This is a genomic window from Janthinobacterium agaricidamnosum (assembly GCF_003667705.1).
Classification (GTDB): Bacteria; Pseudomonadota; Gammaproteobacteria; order Burkholderiales; family Burkholderiaceae_D; genus Janthinobacterium.
In genome coordinates this window covers 695,781-722,351 of the sequence record NZ_CP033019.1, presented here as the reverse complement: position 1 = coordinate 722,351, position 26,571 = coordinate 695,781, and the positions used below count along the sequence as shown (strand labels likewise).

Annotated in this window: 26 protein-coding genes; 11 read left to right on the top strand and 15 right to left on the bottom strand. The window is 61.4% G+C overall.

Annotated features, from left to right (window positions below; genetic code table 11):
• Window positions 1-1,347, bottom strand: a complete 1,347-nt coding sequence (locus D9M09_RS03350; RefSeq protein WP_070291206.1) for a TAXI family TRAP transporter solute-binding subunit — start codon at window positions 1,345-1,347, stop codon at window positions 1-3.
• Between the two features lie 131 nt (window positions 1,348-1,478).
• Between D9M09_RS03350 and D9M09_RS03345 the strand changes: the two genes are divergently transcribed.
• A complete protein-coding gene (locus D9M09_RS03345; RefSeq protein ID WP_121668574.1) occupies window positions 1,479-2,084 on the top strand; it encodes a glutathione S-transferase family protein in 606 nt (201 codons plus the stop codon).
• Here the strand turns inward: D9M09_RS03345 and D9M09_RS03340 are convergent.
• The 7 genes from D9M09_RS03340 to D9M09_RS03310 form a co-directional block, all read right to left on the bottom strand.
• A complete protein-coding gene (locus tag D9M09_RS03340) occupies window positions 2,081-2,461 on the bottom strand; it encodes a hypothetical protein (protein WP_121668573.1) in 381 nt (126 codons plus the stop codon). The genes D9M09_RS03345 and D9M09_RS03340 overlap by 4 nt on opposite strands.
• Window positions 2,462-2,520: 59 nt before the next feature.
• Window positions 2,521-5,637, bottom strand: a complete 3,117-nt coding sequence (locus tag D9M09_RS03335; RefSeq protein ID WP_121668572.1) for a transglycosylase domain-containing protein — start codon at window positions 5,635-5,637, stop codon at window positions 2,521-2,523.
• Window positions 5,638-6,001: 364 nt separating this feature from the next.
• Window positions 6,002-6,787, bottom strand: coding sequence for a competence/damage-inducible protein A (locus D9M09_RS03330; protein ID WP_070219263.1), 786 nt, complete (start codon window positions 6,785-6,787; stop codon window positions 6,002-6,004).
• Between the two features lie 31 nt (window positions 6,788-6,818).
• Complete coding sequence (locus D9M09_RS03325; protein ID WP_121668571.1) at window positions 6,819-7,646, bottom strand: EI24 domain-containing protein; 828 nt, start codon at window positions 7,644-7,646, stop codon at window positions 6,819-6,821.
• Window positions 7,646-8,686 carry a sterol desaturase family protein gene (locus D9M09_RS03320; protein ID WP_430886686.1) on the bottom strand — a complete coding sequence of 347 codons (1,041 nt, stop codon included), beginning with the start codon at window positions 8,684-8,686 and terminating at the stop codon, window positions 7,646-7,648. Before D9M09_RS03320 ends, D9M09_RS03325 begins: the two co-directional genes overlap by 1 nt.
• Window positions 8,683-9,519, bottom strand: coding sequence for a polysaccharide deacetylase family protein (locus D9M09_RS03315; RefSeq protein WP_240453541.1), 837 nt, complete (start codon window positions 9,517-9,519; stop codon window positions 8,683-8,685). The genes D9M09_RS03320 and D9M09_RS03315 overlap by 4 nt, the downstream gene beginning before the upstream one ends.
• Before the next feature lie 11 nt (window positions 9,520-9,530).
• Window positions 9,531-10,502 carry a cytochrome D1 domain-containing protein gene (locus tag D9M09_RS03310; RefSeq protein ID WP_070291134.1) on the bottom strand — a complete coding sequence of 324 codons (972 nt, stop codon included), beginning with the start codon at window positions 10,500-10,502 and terminating at the stop codon, window positions 9,531-9,533.
• Window positions 10,503-10,699: 197 nt separating this feature from the next.
• Here D9M09_RS03310 and D9M09_RS03305 point away from each other — a divergent pair, with 197 nt between their 5' ends.
• The 3 genes from D9M09_RS03305 (at window position 10,700) to D9M09_RS03295 (ending at window position 12,020) form a co-directional block, all read left to right on the top strand.
• Window positions 10,700-11,056, top strand: coding sequence for an FKBP-type peptidyl-prolyl cis-trans isomerase (locus D9M09_RS03305; protein WP_034760263.1), 357 nt, complete (start codon window positions 10,700-10,702; stop codon window positions 11,054-11,056).
• A 200-nt stretch (window positions 11,057-11,256) separates the two neighbouring features.
• Window positions 11,257-11,511 (top strand): acyl-CoA-binding protein, encoded by a 255-nt coding sequence (locus D9M09_RS03300; protein WP_070219266.1) that lies wholly within the window; start codon window positions 11,257-11,259, stop codon window positions 11,509-11,511.
• A 47-nt stretch (window positions 11,512-11,558) separates the two neighbouring features.
• Window positions 11,559-12,020, top strand: coding sequence for a GNAT family N-acetyltransferase (locus tag D9M09_RS03295; protein WP_070312775.1), 462 nt, complete (start codon window positions 11,559-11,561; stop codon window positions 12,018-12,020).
• A 91-nt stretch (window positions 12,021-12,111) separates the two neighbouring features.
• Here D9M09_RS03295 and proX read toward each other — a convergent pair whose 3' ends face one another.
• The 3 genes from proX to proV are packed head-to-tail and all read right to left on the bottom strand — an operon-like array spanning window position 12,112 to window position 15,515.
• Window positions 12,112-13,170, bottom strand: coding sequence for a glycine betaine/L-proline ABC transporter substrate-binding protein ProX (proX, locus tag D9M09_RS03290; protein ID WP_070312774.1), 1,059 nt, complete (start codon window positions 13,168-13,170; stop codon window positions 12,112-12,114).
• A 12-nt stretch (window positions 13,171-13,182) separates the two neighbouring features.
• Window positions 13,183-14,286 (bottom strand): glycine betaine/L-proline ABC transporter permease ProW, encoded by a 1,104-nt coding sequence (proW, locus tag D9M09_RS03285; protein ID WP_070219269.1) that lies wholly within the window; start codon window positions 14,284-14,286, stop codon window positions 13,183-13,185.
• Window positions 14,283-15,515 (bottom strand): glycine betaine/L-proline ABC transporter ATP-binding protein ProV, encoded by a 1,233-nt coding sequence (gene proV, locus D9M09_RS03280; RefSeq protein WP_070219346.1) that lies wholly within the window; start codon window positions 15,513-15,515, stop codon window positions 14,283-14,285. The genes proW and proV overlap by 4 nt, the downstream gene beginning before the upstream one ends.
• A 245-nt stretch (window positions 15,516-15,760) precedes the next feature.
• Between proV and D9M09_RS28730 the strand changes: the two genes are divergently transcribed.
• The gene (locus D9M09_RS28730) at window positions 15,761-15,922 is read left to right on the top strand and encodes a hypothetical protein (protein ID WP_162995550.1); all 162 of its coding nucleotides are present in this window, start codon (window positions 15,761-15,763) and stop codon (window positions 15,920-15,922) included.
• Window positions 15,923-16,100: 178 nt separating this feature from the next.
• Here the strand turns inward: D9M09_RS28730 and D9M09_RS03275 are convergent, their stop codons facing one another.
• Complete coding sequence (locus D9M09_RS03275; protein ID WP_070219270.1) at window positions 16,101-16,385, bottom strand: polyhydroxyalkanoic acid system family protein; 285 nt, start codon at window positions 16,383-16,385, stop codon at window positions 16,101-16,103.
• Window positions 16,386-16,603: 218 nt separating this feature from the next.
• Here D9M09_RS03275 and D9M09_RS03270 point away from each other — a divergent pair, with 218 nt between their 5' ends.
• The 4 genes from D9M09_RS03270 to D9M09_RS03255 all read left to right on the top strand — a co-directional run bounded on the left by D9M09_RS03270 (window position 16,604) and on the right by D9M09_RS03255 (window position 20,547).
• The gene (locus D9M09_RS03270) at window positions 16,604-18,001 is read left to right on the top strand and encodes a hypothetical protein (RefSeq protein ID WP_070219271.1); all 1,398 of its coding nucleotides are present in this window, start codon (window positions 16,604-16,606) and stop codon (window positions 17,999-18,001) included.
• A gap of 103 nt (window positions 18,002-18,104) precedes the next feature.
• The gene (locus D9M09_RS03265; protein ID WP_121668570.1) at window positions 18,105-18,392 is read left to right on the top strand and encodes a protealysin inhibitor emfourin; all 288 of its coding nucleotides are present in this window, start codon (window positions 18,105-18,107) and stop codon (window positions 18,390-18,392) included.
• Between the two features lie 331 nt (window positions 18,393-18,723).
• Complete coding sequence (gene fdxA / locus D9M09_RS03260; protein WP_010395176.1) at window positions 18,724-19,047, top strand: ferredoxin FdxA; 324 nt, start codon at window positions 18,724-18,726, stop codon at window positions 19,045-19,047.
• A gap of 279 nt (window positions 19,048-19,326) precedes the next feature.
• Window positions 19,327-20,547 carry a polyhydroxyalkanoate depolymerase gene (locus tag D9M09_RS03255; protein ID WP_070291132.1) on the top strand — a complete coding sequence of 407 codons (1,221 nt, stop codon included), beginning with the start codon at window positions 19,327-19,329 and terminating at the stop codon, window positions 20,545-20,547.
• Between the two features lie 67 nt (window positions 20,548-20,614).
• Here D9M09_RS03255 and D9M09_RS03250 read toward each other — a convergent pair whose 3' ends face one another.
• The 3 genes from D9M09_RS03250 to D9M09_RS03240 all read right to left on the bottom strand — a co-directional run bounded on the left by D9M09_RS03250 (window position 20,615) and on the right by D9M09_RS03240 (window position 24,731).
• Entirely contained in the window at window positions 20,615-21,292 is a 678-nt protein-coding gene (locus D9M09_RS03250; protein ID WP_070291131.1) for a DOPA 4,5-dioxygenase family protein, read from the bottom strand.
• A 41-nt stretch (window positions 21,293-21,333) separates the two neighbouring features.
• Window positions 21,334-23,826 (bottom strand): TonB-dependent receptor plug domain-containing protein, encoded by a 2,493-nt coding sequence (locus D9M09_RS03245; protein ID WP_162995549.1) that lies wholly within the window; start codon window positions 23,824-23,826, stop codon window positions 21,334-21,336.
• Window positions 23,827-23,990: 164 nt separating this feature from the next.
• The gene (locus tag D9M09_RS03240; RefSeq protein WP_070291129.1) at window positions 23,991-24,731 is read right to left on the bottom strand and encodes a substrate-binding periplasmic protein; all 741 of its coding nucleotides are present in this window, start codon (window positions 24,729-24,731) and stop codon (window positions 23,991-23,993) included.
• Window positions 24,732-25,088: 357 nt separating this feature from the next.
• Between D9M09_RS03240 and rsxB the strand changes: the two genes are divergently transcribed.
• Together rsxB and nth are read left to right on the top strand one after the other, a co-directional pair.
• Window positions 25,089-25,817 (top strand): electron transport complex subunit RsxB, encoded by a 729-nt coding sequence (gene rsxB / locus D9M09_RS03235; RefSeq protein ID WP_070219277.1) that lies wholly within the window; start codon window positions 25,089-25,091, stop codon window positions 25,815-25,817.
• Window positions 25,814-26,461, top strand: coding sequence for an endonuclease III (gene nth / locus D9M09_RS03230; protein WP_070219278.1), 648 nt, complete (start codon window positions 25,814-25,816; stop codon window positions 26,459-26,461). Before rsxB ends, nth begins: the two co-directional genes overlap by 4 nt.
• Window positions 26,462-26,571: the final 110 nt, after the last annotated feature.

Genomic DNA, 26,571 nt, shown 5'->3' with positions numbered 1-26,571 from the left:
TCAGGCCGCCTCGCCTGCCTCGGGATGCTCGCCCATCAAGGTCAATATGCGCTTGCGCACGAAATTGATATGGCTGCGCAAGCCATACAGGCCATCGGCAAACGACAGGGGAATCGAGATCTGGTTGACCATGTCCTCGATCTGGTCCAGCCGCTTCAATTGCTCCGCATACACTTGCGCGCGCTGCGCTGGCGGCACGTCTTCCAGCGCCTGCTCCACCGTGCGCAACTGGCCGTACCAGCGGTACACGCGCGAGCGGATGCGCCACACGTACAGGGGCGGCACCACGCGCGACAAGGGCAATATCAAGGCACCGAGCGCCACCACCAGCACCCACATGCGGTCGAAGAAATTAGCCAGCCAGAAACTCATATAGCGCTGCAGCACGGGCGCGCCATCCTTGTAGAATTTCAGCGCTTCGGGCGCGACAGGAATTTCCGTGTAGCGCGCGGACGGGAACTGCCCCTGCTGCTGGAACCAGCCCGTGCCGCCATGGATGCCGGCCGCCGCCTGCACGAACAGGTCGACGAGGGCCGGATGCAAGTCTTCGCGCGCAACCAGGGTGGCGGTCGGCGCGATCAGATGATAATCCTGCGCCGGGATATTTTTTCCCAGGTCGACTATGCCGCGCGGCAAGACCACATGCGTGAGGAAAGGCAGGCGCCGCGTGTACGCCTCCGCTTGCGAAAAATCAAACAACTTGATGCCCGGCGTCTGCAGCAGCATCTGGATCAGCGGCGCTTCCGGCGCCGAACTGAACACCAGACCGTCGATGCGTCCTTCCAGCAGCTCCACCGTGGCGGGCGTGTTTTGCAAGGCACTCACCGTCAGCTCGTTCGCTTCCACGCCATTCACGGACAGCAACTGCCGGAACAGGCTGGGCACGCCCGTGCCTTCCGGCCCCAGGTTGATCTTCATGCCCTTCAATTGCGTCAGTTCCGTCACCGCCTTGTCTTCGCGCAAGAACAGCCAGACGGGTTCCGTAAACAGGCTGCCCAGGGAGATGAGGCCATGGCGCTCGGCATCGGCGTGCTCGGTCGAGCCGCTTTGCACGAAGGCGATATCGGTCTTGCCCGCGTTCAGGCGCTGCAGGTTTTCCTGCGAACCCAGCGATGGCTGCAAGGTCACCTTGATGCCGTGCCTGGCCAGGGTGGCCGCGTATTTCTTGCCGAACTCTTCATACGCGCTATTGTCCTGCCCCGTCGACAGGCTCACCTGGCGCGGCGGCGCCGGGTCGACCAGCCAGTAGGCAAGCGCACAGAATGCGCCGACCAGCAGCAGGGTGGGACCGGCGGTGGCGAGGAAATCGCGCACGGAAAAGCGGCTGAACGCGAGGATTTTGGACATGTGGTGGCGCATAGGTTTCATGGGTGGCTACGATGCCAAGAAAAGCCCAACTATGCAAGGCACTTTCACATGCGCGGCGTGGCCATTTCCGCTACAGTGGCAGATCGACCACCTGCCCTCTGGAGCCCCGCATGCTGAAAATTCTTGGAAAAGCCGCCTCGATCAATGTCCGCAAAGTCCTGTGGACGTGCGAGGAACTCGACCTGCCCTACGAACGCGAAGACTGGGGCAGCGGCTTTCGCAGTACCGACGACCCGGCCTTCCTGGCCCTGAACCCGAACGCCATGGTGCCCGTGCTGGTGGACGGCGACCTGGTGCTGTGGGAATCGAACACGATCTGCCGCTACCTGTGCGCCCAGGCGGGCCGCGACGACTTGCTTCCAAGCACGCCACGCGCCCGCGCGGAAGTGGAAAAATGGATGGATTGGCAGATGGGCGATTTGAACAACAGCTGGCGCTACGCCTTCATGTCGCTAGTGCGCCACAGCCCGGCCCACCAGGATGCGGCGCAGCTGGCGGCCGGTATTGCCGGATGGAACAAGATGATGGGCGTGCTGGAACAGCAGCTGCAGCGCACGGGCGCATTCGTCTGCGGCGAAGCGTTCACCCTGGCCGATATCGTGCTGGGCCTGTCCGTCAAGCGCTGGCTGATGGCCCCGATGCAACGTCCAGCGTATCCGGCCATTGCCGCCTATCACGCGCGCATGGAAGATAAAACGGCCATGTTTGTCGGCTAATCGAGTTCGATGACCTCGACCGTGCCGCCGATGACATAGCAATCGCCATCGCGGCGCACCTCGTTCAGGGTCGCCGGATCGTCGCGCGTATAGGTGCCGTCGACGTCGACGCACCACGCGTCGCCGAAACGCAGCAACTTCACGCCGCAGCAGATGCGGTTGATGAAGTTGCCCGGCATCCGGACCTGCACTTCCTGTACCTCGCCCACCGTGATGGCGACGTTGCGCCAGACATTGCCATCGAGCACATGATTTCTTGCGTATAACACGATGCGCACGGCCTGCACGCCCCCGGGCTGATACCGCTGTTCGATGGACACGAGCGCGCCATCGTCAAAGCGGTGATATTGCTGAAAAATCTGCTGGGTCTTTTCCAATTGCACTCCCTCAAAAAAAAACCGGCCCGTGAAGGCCGGCTTTCAGGTGCAAAAACACCTTAATTCGTGCACTGTTTCGCCACGCCCTCGGCTGGCGCAGGCGGCTCGATCAGCGGCATCAAGCTCGGCGCCAGCGACACCAGCAGTTGCACGGGCAAGGCGCTGGTGAAATCGTAGTTCTTCGATTCCGGTCCGCGCACATACGCCGTCATGCTGCCGTAGAAGCGCTCGCCGATATTGAACACAAATGTCGCCGAGCGGTTCACATAGCGCGACTCGATCAGGCGGCCGCCGGCGCCATACACGTCGAAACGCTGGTCGCCCGTACCCGTCTTGCCGCCCATCGGGATCGGCACGCCGTCGGCGCCGACGAATGCCGTCTTCGCCCGTTTCGCCGTACCGTCCGACACGACTTCGCGGATGGCCTTGGCCACGGCCTTGGCCACGTCCGGCGAGAGCACTTGCTCCGCCTCCACCTTGCTGCCCCGCTTGACCATGGTGTCGTACGGCGTGTTGGCGGCGAAATGCATGGAATCGATGCGCACGCTCGGCTTGCGCACGCCATCGTTGATGATGATGCCCATCAATTCGGCCAGCGCAGCGGGCCGGTCGGCCGACGCGCCCAGGGTGGTCGCATACGACGGCACCAGCGAATCAAACGGGTAGCCCATCTTCTTCCACTGGCGGTGGATTTCCAGGAACCCTTCCACTTCCAGCAAGTTGGCGATGCGGCGGTCCTGCGCATGCTTGCGGTGCGTGTTGAACAGCCATTTGTAGACTTCCTGGCGTTCCTTTTCGCTGGCCGCCACCATCTGCGTCAGGGTGGAACCTTCATGCTGGCGCAGATACGCCACCATCCACAGTTCCAGCGGATGCACATTGGCAAGGTAGCCGCGGTCGGCCAGCGACCAGTTTTCCATCGCGTACTGCTGGTACATCTTGGCGACGCGCTCGGGCGGCACTTCGTTTTGCGACGGCAGGTTGGCGTTGAGGAAATCGCCGAATTCCGCCACCGTGCCCTTCGGATTGACGGTGCGGAAGATATTCGCCAGGCGCACGGGCGTCGGGCGGATGCTGGCCAATAAAATCTTTTCCTGCTCGTCAACGCTCTTGCCGCGGTACTTCTGATAGAAGCGGTGCAGGAATTCGCGCCCTTCCTTGTCGGCAAAGCGGCTCAGGTACTGCGCACGGCGCGGATCGTCCGCGTCCGCCAGCAGCGAGGCCGAAGAATCGGGGCGCGAGAACATGTAGTAGCGGGCCACGTCGCGCATCAGGCGCACGAACACCAGGTTGGTCGACTGGCGCAGCGCCTGCTGCACCGTCATGATGCGGCTGTCGTCGAGCTTGGAGAAGTTGCCGAAATGGTGCAAGCCGCCGCCCGTGAAGAAGCCTTCGCCCGGGTTGCCCGAATATTTGCGTTCCATGGCGGCCGCCAGCATGGCCGGCAGGTTGCGCGCTTCGCCGAGAGGCAAAGGTTTCAGGTAAGCAATCGCCCACTGCGACAGCATGTCCTTCGGATCGACGGCAATCTTGCCCAGCTCGGCGGCGCCCATGCCGCTGTAGCGCTGGTGCAGCTGGTCGATGATGTCCAGGTACGTGACCAGGGTGCGCAGCTTGGCCGTGGAACCGAGGTCCAGCTTGGCGCCTTCGTTGATGTCGAGCGGCTGGTCAAAGTTATCCGTTTGCACGCGCAGCAAGTTGGCCTGCTCGCCCTTTTGCAGCAAGGTAAAACTGTAGACCACGTTGGCGGGGTCGCCATTGCCCAGCATGCCCTTGCCCGTCAGGCCGGCCGCTTTCGCCACTTCCGGGTCGCGCAACTCGCGCAAGACCTTGGTGACGGCGTTTTGCGCCTGCGCGTCGAGCGTGCTGACCACTTTCAGGTCAAGGCGGTCGAGGTTGTACAAACGCGGATCGCCGAGCATGGTGGCCAGGTGGTTGCGCACGGCATTCGAGGCCTTGCGCGTAACGAACGAGGTCGACGCTTCCGATTGCACGCCGGACGCCGTCGACGGACGCAGCTTCTCGGCGATGGCCGCATCGCGCAGCTGCGGCGAAATCACGCCCGCCTGCGCCAGCAAACGCAGATGGCTGTTGGTCAATTCTTCCAGGTCGGCGCCGCCGGCCACCAGATAATGGGAAGGACGGCGCTGCGCGATCAGCAGGCTCAGCGCCTGCTTGTAGGCCAGCGCGCTGCCCGGCTGGTCCATTTTTCCACTAAGCAAGGTTTTCACTTCGGCAAACGGACGGCCATACCAGACCCACATGCCGTCGCCGATGCCGTTGACTTCGCCAAAGCCGCTCTTTGCCGACAGCGGCACGGTATTGAGGTAATTGACGACGATCTTGCGCCGCGCTTCCATGGTGTTTTCGCCATCCTGGTACGAGCGCAGGCTGGCCGAAATCATCTGCAGCAGCTTGTCCTGCATGGAACTGGTGCGCCCGTCTTCCGAATGCCGGTATTTTTCGATCTGCGTGGCCAGCGTACTGCCGCCGCCACCACGGTGGCCGCCGAACAGGTTCAGCGCCTTGTCGAGGATCGCCTTGCTCAGACGGTCCCATTCCACGGCGGGATTGCGCTTGGGCGTGCCCGGGTCGAGCAATTCGCGGTTTTCGATGAACAGCAAGCTTTGCACGAGCGCCGGCGGCGCTTCGGCAAAGCCGTCGAACATGCGCTCGGGATAGCTGGCCGCGAACAGCGGCGCGGCGCGGCAATCGAGGATGGTCAGGCCCGCGCGGTTTTTCTCGTGATAGGTGGCAAAGATGCCCCGGTCGACCAGTTGCACCATTTTCGGCGACATGCGCGCCTGCGCCGTGACGGCGTAGTCGCGCGCATTGAGTTTGGTAATGAAGTCGGGCAAGCTGGCATAGCCGAGCCGCTCGTCATACGGGCCGTGCTGCGGATAGCGGATGGCGCCCGCCGGTGCAGGGCCAGGCTCGACCTTGAACGCCAGCTGGCGGTCCAGGCGCGTGAAAAACTCTGCCTGCAGGGCCGACGTGCGCACTTCGCGCATGACGAACCACGCCACGCCGGCGATCAGCGCCAGCAAGATGATGGCAAAGATCGGCCAGATGCGCGAACGACGCTTCTTCGGCGGGCTCGCCGGCGGCGGCGCCTCGGGAGCTGGATCAGAGGGGGGCCGCTCTTGCGCGGCCAGATTGACGCCTGTGTCTTTCATGGGATGCTGGGGTAAGGTTGGGTTTGGACGGCGCGGAAAAGGCGGCAGCGATGCCGCTCCGCGCAGGATAAGACGAGGGCCAGCCAAGGCCGGTCACAACAAAACTTGCTTAACATGATGTCCATACCGGTGAATCAAAAAAACACGCTACTGCACAGGCAGGCGACCGCGCGTTCGACACGCAAGGCCCCTGTTCACCATTCCACCACATCGGAATGAAAACGACTGACGAGCGCGCACAAAAATCTTGCTTCATTGAAGATTTTCGCAAAAAAACAACGTCTTGGAACGTACGCTGGCGTACATAGATGCATGGCGGGCTGGACGCCAGCGAAAAAGCCGCCGGCGCCGGGCTGGCTGCATCTCAGATGGTGGTGTATTCCGCCTGCAAGGTATCGAGTGCGGCGCGCATCTCGGCAAAGGCAGCCGCCGCTTGCGCGGGCTCGCCCTTGACGCCCAGTTCGATATGCCGGCGCGTCTGCGCATCGCCCACGCTGGGCAGGCTGAACACCTTGATCAGCGGAAACTCCGCTTCCAGGCGCACCATCAGCGGCGTGAGCAAGGATTCGGCCGTTTCATACACGAGCAAGGCATGTTCCGCGTGCGGCACCTGGTTGAACAGGTGGGCGTAATGCGTATCGAGCACCCATTCGATCATGGGCCAGGACATGACGGGAAAGCCCGGCACGAAATAATGTTCGCGCACGGCAAAACCGGCAATCTTGTTGTACGGATTCGGAATCAGCTCGGCGCCCTGCACGAATTCCGCCATTTTCAGGCGGTGCAGGTTTTCCGGCGAGTTCAAATCGGCCGGCACGCCCGCCTCCTCGCCCATTTCCGTGATCCGTTGCTGGATATTGAGCTTGCCCTGTGGATGCAGCACCAGCGGCAAGCCCAGCGCATCGGCGGCCGCCTGGCGCGTATGGTCGTCCGGCGTGGCGCCGATGCCGCCAAAGCTGAAGACGATGTCGCCGCTGGCAAAGCTGCGCTGGAGCAAGGCGACCAGGCGGGCCGGCTCGTCGCCCACGTATTCCGCCCAACTCAGCTGCAAGCCGCGCTGCTTGAGCATGCTCACGACTTTCGGAAAATGCTGGTCCGTGCGCTTGCCCGACAGGATTTCGTCGCCAATGATGATCAATCCGATAGCCATGAAACTCCCTCGTAGAATGCAATAAAAATACTCAAGCGTCCGCCGGCGCCACGTCGGTCATGCCGCGTACGCCCCGCAAACGCGCCAGTGCTTCCAGGCAGTAATACTGGAACCACAGACCCGTAAAGATAAAGATCAGCACGTACAGCCAGATGGCGAACGCCGCCAGGAAGGGGAAGAACACCACCGACATCACGCCGCCCATCCACAGCATGCCCGGCACGGCGCCGGCCGCGCCGGAGACCATGCCGATGGCCAGCAGCGGCCAGCGCTGCGTGCGCATGATGGCGTGGCGCTCTTCCACGCTGGCGTAATCGGCCATGGCGTCATACGCCATCACGCGGTAGGTCAGCCAGCCCCACAGCACGGCTTGCCCCACCAGCGCGGCCGGCGGAAACGCGTACAGGGGCAGCATGAGCACCCAGACGATGATGAACAGCAGGAACGTCGCCAGCGAGGTGGCGACGCTGCCCAGCATGCTGCCGCCATGCTTCTTTTCCAGCTGCGGAAAATGCCGCCCGCCGATATGCCGGCCGATGGCCGGCATGGCGAACAGGCCCATGAAGATCAGCGCCGTCAAGATCATCAGCGGCAACAGCATGAACATGGCGATCAGGGGCACGATCACGGCTTTCAGCATGCCCAGGCCAAAGGTGGCCAACACCTGGCCGCTGGTGCGGAAGAAGTCATATTGCGTAAACAGCGCATGCAGGCCGTCGATCAGCGGCTGCAAGCCCACATACAGCAGGGCGCCCCACAGGATCAGCGACAGGATGAACGGCGCTATGCTCAACAGCAATATCCTGCCGTGCAATTGCGACAGGAAGGCACGGCCATACGAATTCAGCACATTACGCATCAACGGCGTCCTTTTCGTTTGATTCTTGCAAATTCCACCATGCGGCGCACGCCCAGCCATTGCTGCTGCCAGAAGCCGCGGCCATAGTTGCGCCCGGGCCGGCCCACGCCATGGCTGTCGATGCGGGCCAGCTGGTCGCGCACGCCCGTGCGCGCATAGCCGGCCGAGAAATTCGCGGTGCCCAGCAGCATATCCCAAATCGGCAGCACCACGCCGAAGTTGCAGCCCCCCATGCTGCCCTTGCCTTTCGACTCGTGCCCCACGCCGATCGCATGGTGCGTGCGGTGGAAACGGGGCGAGATCAGCAGCCGCTCGCCGATGCGGCCGAAGTGTATCCTCACATTCGCATGCTGCAAGCTTTGCAAAATACGCGAAATCGACACCAGCAGCACATATTGCCCTGGCGGCACGCCGATACCGAGCGCCACCAGCGCCATCACCACGTCGCGCAAAAAGTCGTCGAGCAGGTGATTGCGGTCATCGCTCCACAAGTTCATGTTTTGCTGGCTGTGATGCAGGCTGTGCAAGCCCCACCACCAGCCGAAATGGTGCGAGGCACGGTGGTAGCAATAGTCGACGAAGTCCAGTATCACAAAATAAATGATAAAACTGACTAAGGGACTGATGCCGGGCAACAGCGACTCCAGATTCAATGGATGGATATTGTCGAAACGCAAAGCACCCGCCAAGGCATCCATCAGCGGATCGAGCGTAAAGAACACCACGACAGAAAACAGGCCGATGCGGTGCAGCACCGTGTAAATAAAATCGTTCCAGCGGGCGCGCGGGTCCGTGATCTTTTGCGCGGGAATCAGGGCTTCGAGCGGGCGCAGCACGAGAAACAGCAGCACCAGTTCGCACAGGCCGATCAGCAGCCACTCCGTGCCCTCGAACGCCTCTTCCGTAAATTCGCCAAAGCCCAGGTGATACACGAGGGGATTCACCACAGTCTGGAACAGCCAGCCTTGCGCCACGCCAAACGCATCGACCACGGCATCGATCGCCGGGGTGACGAAACTGACGATGTCGGCGGCCATCATGGCTGGCCCTTCTTCCGCGCGTAGGCAGGATGCTCGCGCAGGGTGGCAAAACAGAAACCCTTGTCTTGCAGGCCGGAAATCAAGGCATCGAGGTTGGCGGGCGCCCACGGCTCCTTGCGCGACCAGATGCCCATGTGCGCAATAAAAATGTCGCCGCTGCGCAAATTCGCCAGCGCTTTCTTCAGCAGCATGGCGTTTGGATACTTGTCGCTGGGCAGCTCATCGCCGGAATACCCTGCCGGCGCCCAGCCCGCATGCTGGTAGCCGCAGGCGCTGCCGGCCGCCAGGGTGCGCGGCGATGTGTAGCCGCCCGGCGCGCGCCAGAACGGGTCGAGCTTGCGACCCGTCAGTTCCTGGAAGCGCGTATCGACGCGGCGCAATTCCTCGCAGAACTGCTGATCCGTCACCGACGCCAATTTGCCGCCATCCTTGCCGAACTGGGGCTTGACCTGGATCAAGCCGTTGGCCAGATCCTTCTTCCAGTACACATGGTCAAACGTGTGCGTGCCGAACGCATGGCCTTCGGCCACGCGGGCTTTCCAGTACGGCGCCCACGACGGGTCGAGCGAATAGTCGCCGCGCGTCGTCTTTTCATTGGCCAGGAAGAACGTGGCTTTGATCTGGCGCTTGTTCAACACGTCGGCGATCAGTTGCGCTTGCGACTGGCTGCCCGTGTCGAACGTCATGTAGATCGTACCCTTGCAGGCGGCCGGCACTGAAGCTGCGGCTGGTACAGCGGCGGCAGGTGCAGCAGCATGCGCGGACGTCAGCATGGCGCCGGCGCACAGCAGCATGGCGGGCACATGGCCCGCGGAAATCAGGCGTTTCATCATCACACCCGTCATCACATGCGCGGCGAGTGCGTGGCGAAATACACGCCATGGGGCGAGCGGCCCACGGGGATCGTCTTGATCACCTTGCGCGTGGTCAAATCGATCACGGCCACTTTCTTGATCCAGCGCAGGGTGACCCACATGGTCTTGCCATCGGGCGTGATTTCCATGCAGTCCGGGCCACCGGGCACGTTGATGGTGCCCACGTTTTCCAGGGTTTGCTGGTCGATGATGTTGATCGTGTTCGACACGCGGTTCGACACGAACGTCATGCGGTTGTCACCGAGCGCGCGGAAATTATGCGTGCCGGCGCCCGCCTTGATGCGCTTGACGGTCTTTTGCGTGCGCCAGTCGATCACTTCCACGTAATCGCTGCCCATGATGCCAACCAGCAAATATTTACCGTCGGGCGTCATCGTGATGCCGGCCGGCGCCGGGCCGACGGGCATGGTCCATTTCACCGTCTGCGTGGCCAGGTCGATGGCGCTGACCTGGTTGCTGCCCTGCTGCGTGATAAAAGCCATGGTGCTGTCGGCCGTGAAGGCCATGTGGCTGGGCAGCTTCGGCAGCGCGATGCGCTTGGCCAGGGTCAGGTTCTTGCCGTCGTAGCGGTACAGGTCGATGCGGTCCAGGCGCAGCGAATTCGAGATGAACCACTTCTGGTCCGGCGAAAAGCCGATCTGGTAGGGATCGAGGATGTTGCTGATGCGGCGCTGGATCTGGCCCGAGACGGGGTCGAGGAAGATCAGTTCGTTGCCGACGGAGCTGGCGACGATCAGCGACTTGCCGTCCGGCGTCTCCATCAGGTGGTGCGGTTCCTTGCCAACGGCAAAGGTGGACAGGGGGGCGTAGGTTTTCTGGTCCAGCAGTTGCACCGTAGCATCACGGGAATTGAGTACCACCACCACTTCGGCTTGCGCCGTCGATATTGCGGAAACCAGGCACAGCGAGGAAAAAACAAGGCGGCGTAGACTGCGGAACATGGAAGAAATCACTGTTAAATACAAAACATGCATTTTACGTGGAACACCGTATTTATTGTGTGAAATCCCCCCTTAAATACAAGCCGTCGCCAAACCTCGTCGTAACTTCCCCATTTTCCCTGCAGCGGGCCTGGAATGGCGCTTTGCAACTCATTGCTCTACAATCTGAAGCTTTCATCGCCTACACAAGGATTATCATGACCACCACCACTACCGCTTCCGGCCTGCAATACATCGATACCGTCGTCGGCGAAGGCGCTGAAGCGCAAGCCGGCAACAATGTTGTCGTGCATTACACGGGCTGGCTGCAGAACGACGACGGCAGCGCCGGTTCGAAATTTGATTCGAGCAAGGACCGCAACGACCCGTTCGAATTCCCGCTGGGCGCAGGCCGCGTCATCCAGGGCTGGGACGAAGGCGTGCAAGGCATGAAAGTGGGCGGCAAGCGCCAGCTGATCATCCCGGCAGCACTGGGCTATGGCGCACGCGGCGCCGGCGGCGTGATTCCACCGAACGCGACCCTGATTTTCGACGTCGAACTGCTGGGCGTATAAGAACAGACTCCACAGCGCTCGAGCGACTGTACCTGGCGCCGCCCCTGTTCATTCAGCGGCGGCGCTTTTGTTTTGAGTGTGTCCTCTAATGCACGGCGCGCTTTTTTCACTATGATGTCAGGCACTGCAGCACGCACGGTGGCCACTCCGCCGCGCCTGCCGCACTTTTCCAGCGATTCCATCAGCACACAGGAGCCATCATGAGTTTACAAGAGCAATTCGACCAAGCGCAGCTCGATTCCAAGACCCTGTCCGAGCGTCCGGACAATATGACCTTGCTGAAAATCTACGCCTTGTTCAAGCAAGCCTCGAGCGGCGACGCCACGGGCGAGCGCCCCGGCATGACCGACTTCGTCAACCGCGCCAAGTTCGATGCCTGGGCAGCCCTGGCCGGCACGTCGAAGGAAGATGCGCAGCAGCAATACATCGACCTGATCGAAGACTTGAAGGACTGATCATCCCCCTGCCCCGGCACAGCCCGGGGCAATGTTATTATTTCCGCATGACACCATCACCGATTTCCCTGGCCCATGCCGCCGACCTGCCCCGTTTGTTCGACGTCTGGCACCTGTCCGTACGCGCCACCCACGATTTCCTCGCCGACAGCGATATCGCTTTCCTCATGCCCTTCGTTCGCGATGAGCTGGCCAGGGTGACGGCGGACCATCGGCTTCACGTGCTACGCGATGCCAACAGTGTCCCGTACGCCTTCCTGTGCGTCGAGCACGCCAAGATCGAGATGCTGTTCGTGCATCCCGATCAACGCGGCAGCGGCGCCGGCCGCACGCTGGTCCAGTACGCCATCACGGCCTTGGGCGCCACGGCCGTCGACGTCAATGAGCACAACACGCAAGCGCACGGCTTTTACCGCCACCTGGGTTTTATCGGGGAAAACCGGTCGGAATGCGACCCCTTTGGCAAGCCTTTCCCCATTTTGCACCTGAAACTGGCCGAAAACGGCTGAAAACTCACCAAAAACCACAAAAACAGGCTGTTAACGCAAAAGTGGCTATCAAACCGGTAGCCACTCTTTTTACGCCTGTATCAGCCGTAATTTACTTTTTTGCCGCCGCCAGCGCTTGCGCGATCCAGCCGTCAAACTTTTGCTGGTGATACTTGATCCAGCCGGCCGTATGGCGGGCGATATCGGACTGCGTGTTTTCGCCGCGGCGCATGCGCTCGTTCTGCGCATTGATGTCGGCCACGGGCAATTGCATCACTTCGAACAGCTTGGCCGCGGCCGGATTTTTCTCCGCCCAGGCCTTGTTCGATACGATGCGCGCCGTGTTGACGGCAAAACCGTAGTCGCTGCCATCGTCGAGGCGGGTGTTCACCTTGTCGGGATTGGCCGAGAACGGCACTTTCAGCCAGACCACGTCCTTGCCCGGCACCAGCACGCCGCTGACCCAGTACGGCGTCCACGTGTAGTACAGGATAGGCTCGCCACGCTTGTAGCGGCCCAGGGTGTCGGCGATCAGGGCCGCATAGCTGCCCTGCACGTGCGTTACCGTTTCGCGCAGTTTGTACGCATCCATGTGGTTCTCGATCAGCGCTTCGCAGCCCCAGCCCGGGTTGCAGCCCGTCAAATCGGCCTTGCCGTCGCCATCGTGGTCGAACAGCTTGGCCAGGGTGGGATCGCGCAACTGGTCGATATTCGTGATGTTGTATTTCTCGGCAGTCGCCTTGTCGATCAGATAACCTTGCGCCGCAGGACCCGCATACTGGCCCGTGCGCGACAACTTGGCGTCGCCGCCCGCATTGTTATAGAAATCCTTGTGCATCGGGTCCCAGTGCACAGCCATGAAGGTGGCGTCGCCGTTGGCGATGGCGATATGCGCGGTCGGGTATTCCACTTCCTTGATCGGCTGCACTTCGTAGCCGAGCTTTTCCAGGGCCTTGTCGACCAGCATGGTCTGGAAGGTTTCTTCCGCAATCGAGCTTTGCAGCGGCTGCACCTTGACGCCCTTGCCGGGCAGCGCGTCAGCCGTTGCGGCCGGCGCCTGCGCCATGGCCAGGCTGGTGGTCAGGGCCATGGCGGCGATGGCCAGGGCGGAAAACAGCTGGAACTTGCGTTGCGATTTTTGCGTCACTTTAAAATTGTCAATTTGATGCATGTAAATCCTTTCTTATTGTGCGTTGGCCAGCGTTGCTTGCTGTTCAACATTATTTTTCTCCGTGTTGCCGCGCACCAGGCGCAGCACGAAACCGGCGGGACCCGTCTGGTACCAGTGGCGCACGCCGCGGCGTGGCTGGCCCATCGCTTGCGTCAAGCGATCCAGGGTGATGGCCAGCAGCACGATACCGAGCCCCCCCACCGTTGCCAGGCCCATGTCCAGGCGGCCGATGCCGCGCAATACCATCTGGCCCAGGCCGCCCACGGCGATCATCGAAGCGATCACGACCATCGACAGCGACAGCATCAGCGACTGGTTGATACCGGCCATGATGGACGGCATGGCCAGCGGAAACTGCACGCGGGTCAACAACTGCCACGGCGAGGCACCGTAGGCGCGGGCCGCTTCGATCAGGTCGGGACGCACCTGGCGGATGCCGAGGTTGGTCAAACGCACCAGCGGCGGCAGGGCAAAGATGATCGTGACGATCACGCCCGGCGCATTACCGATACCGAACAGCATCACCACCGGCACCAGGTAGACGAAGGCAGGCGTCGTCTGCATGGCGTCGAGCAAGGGGCGCAGGATATTCTGTGCGCGGTCGCTGCTGGCAAGGAAAATACCGAGCGGCAAACCGATGGCCAGGCAGAAGGCCAGCGACGTCAACACCAGCGACAGGGTCGTCATGGCTTCCGGCCAGATGCCCAGCATCGACACGAGCAGCAGCGCCAGCACGGTGCCGATGGCCAGGGTGCGGCTCGTAAATTGCCACGCCAGCAAGCCGATGATGGCGATCACCGTCAGCGACGGAGCGGCCAGCAGCACGCCTTCCACGCCGGACAGCACGCTGTCGATCGGCGCACGCACGGCCTGGAAGAACGGGCGGAAATGCGCGACGACCCAGCCCAGGCCCTGGTTGATCCAGCTTTCCAGCGGCAGCGAGCCGTCGAAAATCTGCGTCAGGTGAAAGCCGGCCGCATGTTCCGGCTGCACGGCAGGCGCGGCGGCGTCGAGCCAGGCGGTGCTGGCGTCGGTGGGGGGCGTCAGCGCCCAGGGATTGATCTGGGCGGCCTGTTCAACAACAGGTTCTACTGTGGAAACGGTGCTTGGGTTCATGCTTGTCCTTTCTGTTGTTGTTCGGCTATGGCTGGCGTGTCGCGGTCGAGGAACTTCAGCAAGGTCGTCTTGCTGATGGCGCCGCGGAAGCTGCCGTCATTGGCCACCACAGGGACGGCGTAAGGTAGTTGCGCCACCTGGCCGAACAGGCCGGCGACGGGCTCGTCTGCATCGATGGTCTGCACGTCGGGCAGATAGGCATGGGCCAGGCCCAGCGGCCCCACATGGCCGTCGAGCGCACTGCGCAGCGAATCGGCCGAGACGACGCCGAGGAACTTGCGCTGTGGATTGACGACGTAGGCAAACGCGCGATCCTGCTCTTCCAGCATCGACAGCGCGGCGCGCGAACCGCGGCTCGGCGATTCCGATACGACGATCTGGCTCTTGCGGGCAATATCGCTGGCCTTGAAGACGGCCGCCGCATCGACGCCGCGCACGAAGTTGCGCACATAATCGTTGGCCGGCTTGCGCAGGATTTCTTCCGGCGTGCCCACTTGCACCACGTGACCGTCTTTCATGATGGCGACGCGGTCGCCGATGCGCATGGCTTCATCGAGGTCATGCGAAATGAAGACGATGGTGCGGCGCTTGATTTGCTGCAAACGCAGCAGTTCCGATTGCATTTCCGTACGGATAATCGGATCGAGCGCGGAAAACGCTTCATCCATCAGCAAAATCGATGGATCGCAAGCCAGCGCACGGGCCAGGCCCACGCGCTGCTGCATGCCGCCCGACAATTCGTCGGGATAGCTGGCGCCGTAGCCGTCCAGGCCCACCTGTTCCAGCGCTTGCTGGGCCAGCGCATGGCGCTCGGCCTTGGGCATGCCGGCCAGTTCCATGCCGAAGGCAGTGTTGTCGAGCACGGTAATTTGCGGCAGCAGCGCGAACGACTGGAACACCATGCTGATATCCTTGCGGCGCAGGGCGCGCAGCTGGGCGTCCGGCAAGGTATTGATGTCGTTGCCGTCGATCAGGATGCGGCCGGCGGTGGGCTCGATCAGGCGGTTCAGCATGCGCACCAGGGTCGACTTGCCCGAACCGGACAGGCCCATGATGACGAAAATCTCGCCCGCCTCAATGGTAAAGGTGGCGTCGAAGACGCCGATGGTGCAGTCGGTCTTGGCCAGGATGTCCTGCTTGCTGGCGCCCTGACGGACGAGTTCAAGTGCTTCTTCTGGCTTGTCGCCGAACACTTTGAACACATGGTCGATAATGATTTGTTTTGCCACGATGTGGTTCTCCCTCGATTTGACGAATGGATTGAAACCCAGCAAGCCTGCTAGCTTGCGGCGGGAATCAGCAAACCCTGTTGCGTCGGCTACGCCACGGCGCACAATGCGCACGGGAGCGACAGGAAACAGGGGGTGACACGCGTGTGACCAGCGGATGGCCAAAGCCGGTGCCGGGGTGCCGTGTGCGTGCTAAAAGAGGCTGTGGTTCAGGACTTTTAACAACGCTAGCGCCATGCAAATACATGGCACCAAATGTATTTGACCGAAAAAAAATCGACCAAGCTACTTTTAAACTGGATGCGGGTGTAAAACCCGAAGAATTATTCACCACTCAGCGAGCGGAGAGTACTGCGAAGCAGAAGGTGAAACGCGGTGTAGCTGTTGTAAATATGACTCAAGTATAATGCAAAAAGCCATCAAAGTCCAATGGCTTTCCAAATAGAAATGTGCTAGCAATGTTCGCCAGCGTACAGTCGGACGTAAAAAAGGCGAAAAGCGACATGTTTTCATCGTCTTTTCGCCCATCGCCGCGACATGCTCACTAGCACCAAACAGGGCGCCAGACAAGCGGGCCAAATGCCATCAAACTGCTTCGGTAAACACCTTGCGCATTTTCTCGGCGATCTTGCCTTCAATCGTGGAGGCGAAGGCGCTGAGCATGAAACCCAGCTTGATTTGCAGTTGCGCCTGCTCTTTTTCCAGGGTCAGCGAACCATCGACACCGCTGCGCTCGAAGCGCAGCACATCGCCATCCCAGGCGCACGCCAGGTCATATTCCTGGGCCAGCTTGTCGGCCACTTGCTGCGCCGCTTCGCGCGCCTTTGCTGCTGTCAGCTTATGTTGCTGAACTATATTTATATCCGCCATCAAACGATCCTTTTATTATAAAAACGGGGGCAATACGGCCAGCATCATACCAGCCGCCATGCGGCGGGCACGGCCGCAGCGGGCGCCGGACGGCCAAAAAAGCCCGTCCTTCCCGCGCATCGTTTGCGCGGAATCAAACCGGATGCGCCCAAGCGGGACGACTATTCCAGTTCCAGTTCCAGTTCCAGTTCCAGTTGCGCGTGTCTTGGAGAACTACCATGGACCAGAAAGTCATCGTGCCGGTCGAAGCCGTCCTGACCAAATGCGTGTCCCTGCCCGTCGGCTATGTCCCTACCCCCTCGGCGCCCTACCGCCAGCACCGCAAGAATGCGCAACTGACCCTGCAGCCGGGCCCGCCCCGCCTGACGGAGGCAACGGTGCGCAACCTGGCCGCCGTGCCCGTCGGTTCACGCGTGCTGATCTGGAAGCAAGATCCGTCCGTCAGCGACCTGGGCACCCGTAAAGCCTTTTTGCCCGGGCTGATCCTGCAAGGCCCGCGCGACGCGCGCATCACGTTTGGCGAACCGGGCATCGCGCAAGTCAGCCCGAATGCCTTCGGCGACTTCATCGTCTCGCCCAATACCGACCAGTTCGACGCCGTGCACACGTTTGCCATCGTGCGCATGACACTCACCATGTACCAGCGCGCGCTGGCCAGCAACGACACGGCGCCGCCCCTACCCTGGCAATGGAACAGCGCCAGCAATACGGCACCGCTGCGCGTGTTCCCGCATGGCTTGCCCAACGTCATGAATGCGTATTACAGCCGCAGCGACAAGGCGCTCAAGTTCGGCGACTTCATCCCCAGCGGCGCCACCGAGCGCGTCTACACCTGCCGCTCGCTCGACATCGTCTCGCATGAAACGGGGCACGCCGTGCTCGATGGCCTCAAGCCGAATTGGCTGCTCAGCAATAATCCGCCGCAAACGGGCGGCTTGCACGAATCGTTTGGCGACCTGACGGCCATCTTCCTGGCCCTGTCGCAGCTGGACCAGGTGGAAGCGGTGATCGCGCAAACGAAATCCGACCTGCACGACAAGACCTTCCTGGCCGACCTGGCCGAGCAGTTCGGCCTGGCCCTGGGCCGGCCGAATGGCTTGCGTAATGCCGACAATGACATCAAATTGTCGGAAGCGGGCACGGAAGTGCACGCCATTTCGCAAGTGTTTACGGGCGCCATCTACGACATCCTGGCCGACATCTTTGCCCACGAACGCCAGCCCCAGCTGGAAGACGATGCGGCCGTCCTGCACCGCTGCGGCGACTACCTGCGCAGCCTGGTCCTGCGCGCGCTGGTGGCATCGCCGGACCAGGCCGCCACCTATGCCGACGTGGCCGGCCACATGCTGACGATCGCCCAGGCCGACGGCAACGGCGCCTACCTGGACTTTATCCGCAACAGCTTTACCGTGCGCGAAGTGCTCAAGGCCAATGCCATGACGGAGGAGGGGCAAATGACATTTGCCCCCGATATCGTCGACGAAGACGGCGCCGTGCAAGACCGGCGCGCCTGCTGCGGTACCATGAACCATGCGGAATACAGCGAATCGGACCAGTTGCTCGAAGCGGAGCGCGAAGCGCTGGCCGCCTGGTGCCGCAGTTACGGTCCCCGGTAACCAGTCCCATGCAAGGCAGCGCACCGGCGCGTCCGCTTCAGGCCAGCCGCAGCAGCGGCAGGCCATGACGCGGCCCACACCACCCACAACAGCAAGGAGCAGCATGAAAATTTCAGCCCGCAGCAGCGGCGGCTTTGCCGGCCTGAGCGAACAGTATGAGATCGATACGCAAGCCCATCCCGCTGGCCCCAGGCTGGAAGCGGCACTGGCCAGCAGCGGCTTTTTCACGCAGCCGCAGGCCACGGATGAACAGGTGGGCGCCGATATTCCCCGCTGGCAGATCACCGTCGATGCGCCCACCGCGCGCCGCACCATCACGTTTGCCGAGGATGGCAGTGCTGAAAATGCACGATGGCAGCAATTGCTGGCGCAAATACGCGCCAGCGCCTGAGTGTTCCGGCACTTATTTGTGCCGATCTTGATTTGAGTAAAACAAAAACACCACACGTCAAGCCAGCACATCCCCCGCCCTGCTCCCTGCCGCATCGGGCGACTGTCGCGTTCTTGCCGCGTTCTTCATGGCAACGTCCCGGATAGTCGCTGAATTGCCCGCTCTGCGCGGCAATGACACTGCCAAAAAATGAATTTGCTTATATGTATTGTATATAAGCGGGATTTGTGAGAAATAGCGAATTGCCTTAAAATACAATGCTTTGCTTTAGTATGCGCCGCCGAGGTTCCTGCAGGCGCTACAGCACCTCCCCCAAATTGATAGGACTGTTATGACCCACGTTGTCACCGAATCCTGCATCGCCTGTCGCTATACCGACTGCGTCGATGTCTGCCCGGTAGATTGTTTCCGGGAAGGCCCGAACTTCCTGGCAATCGATCCGGACGAATGTATTGACTGCGCCGTCTGCGTGGCAGAGTGCCCGGTGAACGCGATTTTCGCGGAAGAGGACGTGCCGGGCGACCAGCAAGCCTTCATCAAGATCAACGTCGATCTGGCCCGTAACTGGCCTTCGATCACCAAGACGAAAGCTGCCTTGCCGGAAGCGGAGCAATACAAGGACGTCAAGGACAAGCTCGACATGCTGGTGCGCTAAGCGCACGGCAGCTGCGGCGGCAATTCCGGCGGGGATGGATATTCTTCCCCGCAGGGGCGTGGCGGCAAAAAAACAGACAAAAAGCAGCGGAAACGCTGCTTTTTTTGCTTTTAAAGCATCGTTGCAGCTCTATCCACGTAACTGTGGCGCGCTGTCACAACTATGCGCAAACAGTGGACCTATGCGCGGTAAAGCACATTTTGTCCTCAACAAATATCGTAAAATTGGATTATGATATTTGAGCCGATATTGGCGCTTGGAATCAAACAAGGACTCTATATGCTTTACCAACTGCACGAACTGCAACGCTCTTTCCTCACTCCGGTGATGCAATGGGCAGACATGTCCTCCAAGTTATTTACCAACCCGGTTTCCCCTCTGGCCCACACCCCGTTTTCGCAACGCATCGCAGCCGGCTACGAGCTGATGTACCGCCTTGGCAAAGACTACGAAAAACCGCAATTCGACATCAAATCCGTTCTCGTCCAGGGCGAGAGCGTCGACATACGCGAACACGTTGTCGTGACAAAACCGTTTTGCCGCCTGATTCACTTCAAAAAAGAAGCCACTGGCTTGCAACAGCCCAAAGTTTTGCTGGTTGCCCCCCTGTCCGGTCACCACTCGACCCTGCTGCGCGATACCGTGCGCGGCTTGCTGGCCGAGCACGATGTCTACATCACCGACTGGACGGACGCGCGCATGGTACCGCTGACGGAAGGCCCGTTCCACCTCGATGACTACATTTATTATGTGCAAGAATTCATCCGCCTGCTGGCGCCTGATTTGCACGTGATTTCCGTCTGTCAACCGACCGTGCCCGTGCTGGCCGCCATCTCGCTGATGGCGACGGCAAAAGATCCGCACATGCCGAAAACCATGACGATGATGGGCGGCCCGATCGACCCGCGCCGCTCGCCCACGCAAGTAAACAACCTGGCGACGGAAAAGAAGTTCTCGTGGTTTGAAAACACCGTGATCTACGCGGTGCCGCCGAACTACCCAGGCTTTGGCCGCAAGGTGTATCCGGGCTTTCTGCAGCACGCCGGCTTCATCGCCATGAACCCGGGCCGCCACGCGCAAAGCCACCGCGAGTTCTACATGCACCTGGTGACGGGCGATGACGAGCCGGCGGAAGGCCACCGCCAGTTCTACAACGAGTACAACGCCGTACTGGACATGCCGGCCGAGTACTACCTGGAAACCATTAAAACGGTTTTCCAGGAATTCAGCCTGCCGAAGGGTACGTGGAAAGTGGGCGGTCAGCTGGTGCGTCCGCAAGACATCACGAACGTGGCCCTGTTCACCGTGGAAGGCGAACTGGACGACATTTCCGGTGCCGGCCAGACGCAAGCCGCACACGACTTGTGTTCCGGCATCCCTGCCGACATGCAGCAAGACTTCGTGGCGCCGAAATGCGGCCACTACGGTATCTTCTCGGGCCGCCGCTGGCGCGAGATCATTTGCCCGAAGATCGGCGAATTCATCCAGAAACACGGCTGATACACGGCATACCCATCGAAACGCCACGCCAGTTCATACTGGCGTGGCGTTTTCTTTTATGCCTCGCTCATGCCCGTTCGATTTTCACGGTCGGGCGCGTATTGACAAAGATTTGCTCGACCCTTGGCTCGCCCGGTCCCGGCTTCTTCATCGCATAGCCGTTCACGGGCTGCGAACGGTTCACCCACAGCGCGTAATACAGGTGGTCGGCGCGCGGATCTTCCGTATTCGGGTGGATCAATATCGTCAGGCCCAGGCTGTTGAGCTGCAGCCACGGCACGATCACCGGTAACAGGTCATTCGTAAAGCCAAAGTAAAACGACGGCGTCACGTGGGGGCCGCGCGGCTCCAGATTCCAGTCGCCCAGCTCGATCTGGAAGCGCTCGGCCGCCCACTTGCGTATCAGCGCCGCCTTCTGGTAACTGTCTTCGTCAAAGTAGATATGCGCGTGATAACTCTCGATATCCGTGTAGGCGCGCGGCTTGCTCGGCAAGGTTTCCTCGCCGGGGCGCACGCTGACGGGGCGCGGCGTGGGCGCCGTATCCGTATGCTCGCCCCATGGGCTTTTACCGGGTGGCGGATTGACTCGTTTTACCGCGCCATCCTGCGCCAGGGCCGACCCCGCCAGGCCGGAAGCGGCCAGCGCCGCCACCAGGCCGCCGCCGCGCAAGAGCGTGCGGCGCTGCGGCGAAAGGAGATTCGCCCATTCCAGATCGATGGCGGCGTGTTGATTGTGTTCAGACATAGGATTTCCTGTTCTTGATGATCGGTAGAGGGATGGGAAAATCAGAACGAGACGGTGGCGCGGGCGTAGTAATAGCCGCCCAGCACGCCCAGCGGTCCCGAGTTGTCATACGCGCCCGTGTACTGCGCCAGGCTGGCGGCGCTGCGCGCTTCGCGCGGCACCTGACCCGGCTTCTGGTCGAAGACATTGTTGGCGCCCACCGTCACGTTGATGCGCTTGCTGATGTCGTAGCCGACGCTGACATCCGTCACGAAGGCCGCTTTCAGCTGGTAGTCGCCGCCCGTGATGGCGTTCAGGCGCTTGAGCTTGCCGTAGCGCGTCTCGCGTACATTGAATGTCCAGCCGGCTTTTTCATACGCCAGCGTGATGATTTCCTTGTCGCGCGGCGCGCGGTACAGCAAGTCGTACTCGGCCGATTTGCTCAGGGTGCCGATGTTCGGCAAGCCTTGCAGCACGGCGGGAAGGTCCGCCTTGCCCACCAGGCTCGTATGGTTGATGTTCGCGGCCGCCGTCCAGCGCAGCTTGCCGTCGGCCACGCGCAGCACATCCTCGGCCGTGAAATCGACGCCGCGCGTGCGCGTGTCGCCCACGTTGGCAAAGTAATGCGCGACGAGGCCATTGCCCACCGTCAAACCCGCCGAGCGCAGCAGGTTTTCAATGACGCCCGCTTGCGCCGCCGTCAGCGGCCGGCCACTGCCATCGAGCGCCACGCCCGAGCTGCGGTCGATGCCGATATTCGACGACACGCCCAGGCGGTCGCTGACCTTGATTTGATACGCGTCAACGGCAAGGCGCAGGGTCGGCGTGGGGTTGAAGGTCAACCCGGCCGACAGATTCGTCGATTTTTCAGGTTTTAACGCTTGCGCGCCCAGAGCCCGCGCGGCAACGGAATTGGGCTGTGCCAGGGTGTAGGGCACGCCCGCATGGTCCGACGTGTTCGAATACGACTGCGTCACCAGGCTAGGTGCATGGAAACCGTTGCTGACGGTGCCGCGCAACGCCACGGCGGGCGTGACGTCATAACGGGCGGACAAACGGCCCGTCGTCTTGCTGCCGAAATCGGAATATTTCTCGGCGCGCAAGGCCGTGTCGAGCAGCCATTGCGGCGTCAGCTTCGCGCCCAGGCCGACGTACGCCGCATAGCTGTGGCGCGCCGTGTCGGACGCATCGACGGGCAGGTAGCCAGCCAATGCCGACGAACCGCTGCCCTGCCAGGAAGCGGGTTCTCCCGGGCTGCGCTGCTGGGTTTCATGCGAGTACTCGAGACCAATGCTGAGATCGGCCGGCTCGCTCAAGCCCAGCTGCACGGGACGGCGTGCGTCCGCATTCGTCGTCGAGCGGCTGTAGCGCTGATTGCCGATATCAAAATCCGTCTTGCCGCCCGGATAAGCCAGTGAATAGTTGGCCGAGTGCTCCACGCCCACGTCGATATCGTCGCGGCCATAGGTGCTGCTGATATCCCAGCTCCAACCGGCCGTCTCGCCCTTGATGCCGCCCGTCAAGGAAAAATCGTTTTCGTTCGTCGTTTCATACGGCGTGAAGCCGTCGGGATACACGGCCAGCAAGCCCTTGTTGTTATTGAAAATGGTATTGGGCAGACGGAAATTCTGCGCCGAGCGGGCATTGCGGTGCGCATACGTGCCGAAGCCGTACAGTTGCACCTCGTTCGACACGTCATAACCGAGGTTGGCGCTGAGCGAGGCGGTCGTGCTTTGCGGCACGCCCGTATTGCGCCAGGGATTGCTGTTGCGCGTCGCTTCAGCCGGGTTCGGCGAAGCGCCGGCTGGCAAGCTGTTGTTCGGCCCCAGTTTGACCAGCTGGCCATCGCTGTTGCGCACGGCCGGATACGACAGGTAGCCGGGATTCAAGCCGAAGTTACGCACGGCAATGCCCTGGCGCTGGACTTCGGCGCCGAAGTGGGCAAAGCCGTGTTCGCCCAGGCGCGTGCCGCCATCGATGCGCGCGGAACCGTTCGTGCCGTCGCCATCGTAGGTGGAACCGAGCTGCGTGCTGAAGCTGCCCTTGTCATCCGCTTTCAGGATGATGTTGATGACGCCGGCGATGGCGTCGGAACCGTAGATGGCGGAGGCGCCGTCGCGCAGGATTTCCACGCGGGCAATGGCACCCGTGGGGATCAGGGCCAGGTCGGTGGCGACGGAGCCGGGAAAGCCATCCTCATTGACGATGGCCGTCGTATGCCGGCGCTTGCCGTTGACCAGCACCAAGGTATGCGAGGGGTCGAGGTTGCGCAACTGGCCCGCGCGCACGATGCTGCCCAGGTCAGGCTGCACGCGGGCCGGCAAGTTAAACGATGGCAAGGCCGTATCGAGCGCGTCGAGCAGGTTCAACTTGCCCGTGGCCTGCAATTGCTGCGCGCTGATCACGTCGATCGGCGCGGCGCTGTTGGCCACTGTGCGGCCCGTGCCGCGCGCACCCGTGACGATGACGGTGTCCAGCGGCGCTTGCGCATGGGCCGCGCCAGGCGCTCCCAGCACGAGCACGGCCAACGAGACGGCGTGCGCCAATTGCAGCAAACGGGGACGGGTTCTTGCTTGTGAATCAATTCCGGCATACGAAAACATCCTTTCAAAGTCGTCAACACAGTGGCTGCAGACTAAAGGATGGACAAACAAACAAGAACGAATGGTTTCGTATTTAGATATTTCGTTTTGGCAACGAACAACAGCGGCGCGCAGTGTCAGGGATGAGCTGTCGCCGCCGCCAGGCTCTGATCGAGCCGCTTCCAGTAATCGCGTTCGAGGCGGGCCGTGTCGATATCGCGCGCCGCCTCGTTGAAGCGCTTTTGCCGGGCCGCCCCTTCGGCATCGCGCTGGAAGCACACGTGCACGGGGCGCTCCTTGAAGACGGTATCGATGATGGCGATGCGCTCCCGTTCAGCTTTGCTGAAGTTGCGTCCCATCAGCAAGTGCTGCAGCACATGGCGCTCGATGACAATCACGCGATAACGCTTGATCAACAGCTTCTTCAGATTCGTCGCATCGTTCAAGCCCTCTTCCGTCCTCAGCTCGCCGCGCGCCACCATGCCGTCGAATTGCTCCCCATTCGAATAACCGGCCACGGTGCCGATGCGCAGCTTGCCCAGATCAGTCAGGGCGGCGCCGGGCACGCCATCCTCCTTCAGGTAGGCAAGCACACCTTGCGTGTTACCAACCGGAACAGAAAAATGACAGAGTTTTTCCCGCTCGGGCGTGCGCCAGACGGCCAGGAAACCGGCGTAACGGGGACTGGCCAGGCCAAACTGCATGGCGCGCTTCCAGGGAAAATACTCATATTTGACGACATAGCCCATGCGTTCGAAGACGGCGCTGACCATGGCGCCCGACATGCCGTCGGCAGGCAGGCTGCGGGAAATAAAGGGAGGCCAGTCTTCCGCCGCGAAGCGGACGATGCGCGAGCTGGCAGCGCCCGGCGCCGCCATGGGAGAGCCAGCCTGCCCGTATGCAAGGGCAAGTGTGGAGTGCATGAATAAACAGAAGGGCAAACCAACTGTCCGGAGGAAACGCATGTTTTGCTCCTATGACCTGGTACGCCTCACAGGGGGCGACAACAGGACTGGCGGTCGGCTTTTTGATTAGTAGCTTGATGAAAATCATGCTCCCACAAAAAAAAGGAATTGCAAAGTTGTTTATTTGCACTTTGACATTCCCAAGGGAAATAAAATACGATTGCGGCGCGCCTACAACAGCTGGCCCTGGCACCCGCTATCCCCTCCTACAAAACAGGTTTTTACTTGTGCGCGGCCCAGATGGCCGATAATGACGTTTTACCGTGGAAGATGACCGTGCCGCACCCTGCCCCTGCCTCACTTGCCGACCAGATCGAAGACTTGCTGCCGCAAACACAATGCACCAAATGCGGCTACAACGGCTGCCGCCCGTATGCGGAAGCGATAGCCGCAGGCAGCGCCGACATCAATCAGTGCCCACCGGGCGGCGCGCAGGGCATCGTGCGCCTGGCTGGCTTGCTGGGCAAAAAAGTCATTCCACTCAATCCCGTCAACGGCCTCGAACGTCCGCGATCTGTCGCCTATATCGACGAATCGCTGTGTATCGGCTGTACCCTGTGCATCCAGGCCTGTCCCGTGGACGCCATCGTCGGCGCCGCCAAGCAGATGCATACGGTAGTGACCAGCCTGTGCACGGGCTGCGACCTGTGCGTGGCGCCCTGCCCCGTCGACTGCATCGTCATGTACCCGGTCAGCGGCGACGCCACGGGCTGGGATGCCTGGAGCCAGATGGATGCGGACGACGCGCGCGCGCGCCACGATTTCCGCACGCAGCGGCTGCGCCGCGAAGCCGAGGCCAACGATGCGCGCCTGGCAGCCAAGGCCGTCGCCAAGATGCAGGAAGTGACGCAGGAAGTGCCGGTCACGCCAGATGAACTGGCGGAAAAGGAGCGCAAGCGCGCCATCATCGCCGCCGCCATGGAGCGCGCGCGCGCCAAGGCCGCCGCCAGCACCCAGACCGAACCGCCCGCCCCCAACACGCCGAAAAAAGACGCATGAACGCTGCCAAACGCCTGGAAATCTTTACGCGCTTTCGCGCCGCCAATCCTTCCCCGAAAACGGAACTCGAATACACGACGCCGTTCGAGCTGCTGATCGCCGTGCTGCTGTCGGCGCAGGCAACCGACGTGTCCGTCAACAAGGCCACGCGCCTGCTGTATCCGGTCGCCAATACGCCGGCCCAGATACTGGCCCTGGGCGTCGACGAGCTGGCCAGCTACATCCGCACCATCGGCCTGTTCCGCACCAAGGCCAAGAATGTCATCGCCACCTGCCAGATCCTGCTCGATCAGCACGGCGGCGAAGTGCCGCGCGACCGCGCTTCGCTGGAAGCCTTGCCCGGCGTGGGCCGCAAGACGGCCAATGTAGTCATGAACACGGCGTTTGGCGAACCGACGATGGCGGTCGACACGCATATCTTCCGCGTCTCGAACCGCACCGGCATTGCGCCGGGCAAGAATGTCGATATCGTCGAGCAAAAGCTGCTCAAATTCGTGCCCAAGGAATTCCTGCACGACGCCCACCACTGGCTCATCCTGCACGGCCGCTACACCTGCACGGCGCGCAAGCCGCAATGCTGGAACTGCATGATCGCCGACCTGTGTGACTACAAGGACAAGTCGCCGGTGCCGGCCGTGGTGTAAAGCAACGGCCCGAATAGGGCCGATGTCGTTGCTGCGTAGGTCGAATTAGGCGCAAGGCGCCGTAATCCGACGACCTTGTTGGCCGGTGGTGGCGTCGGATTACGCGGCGT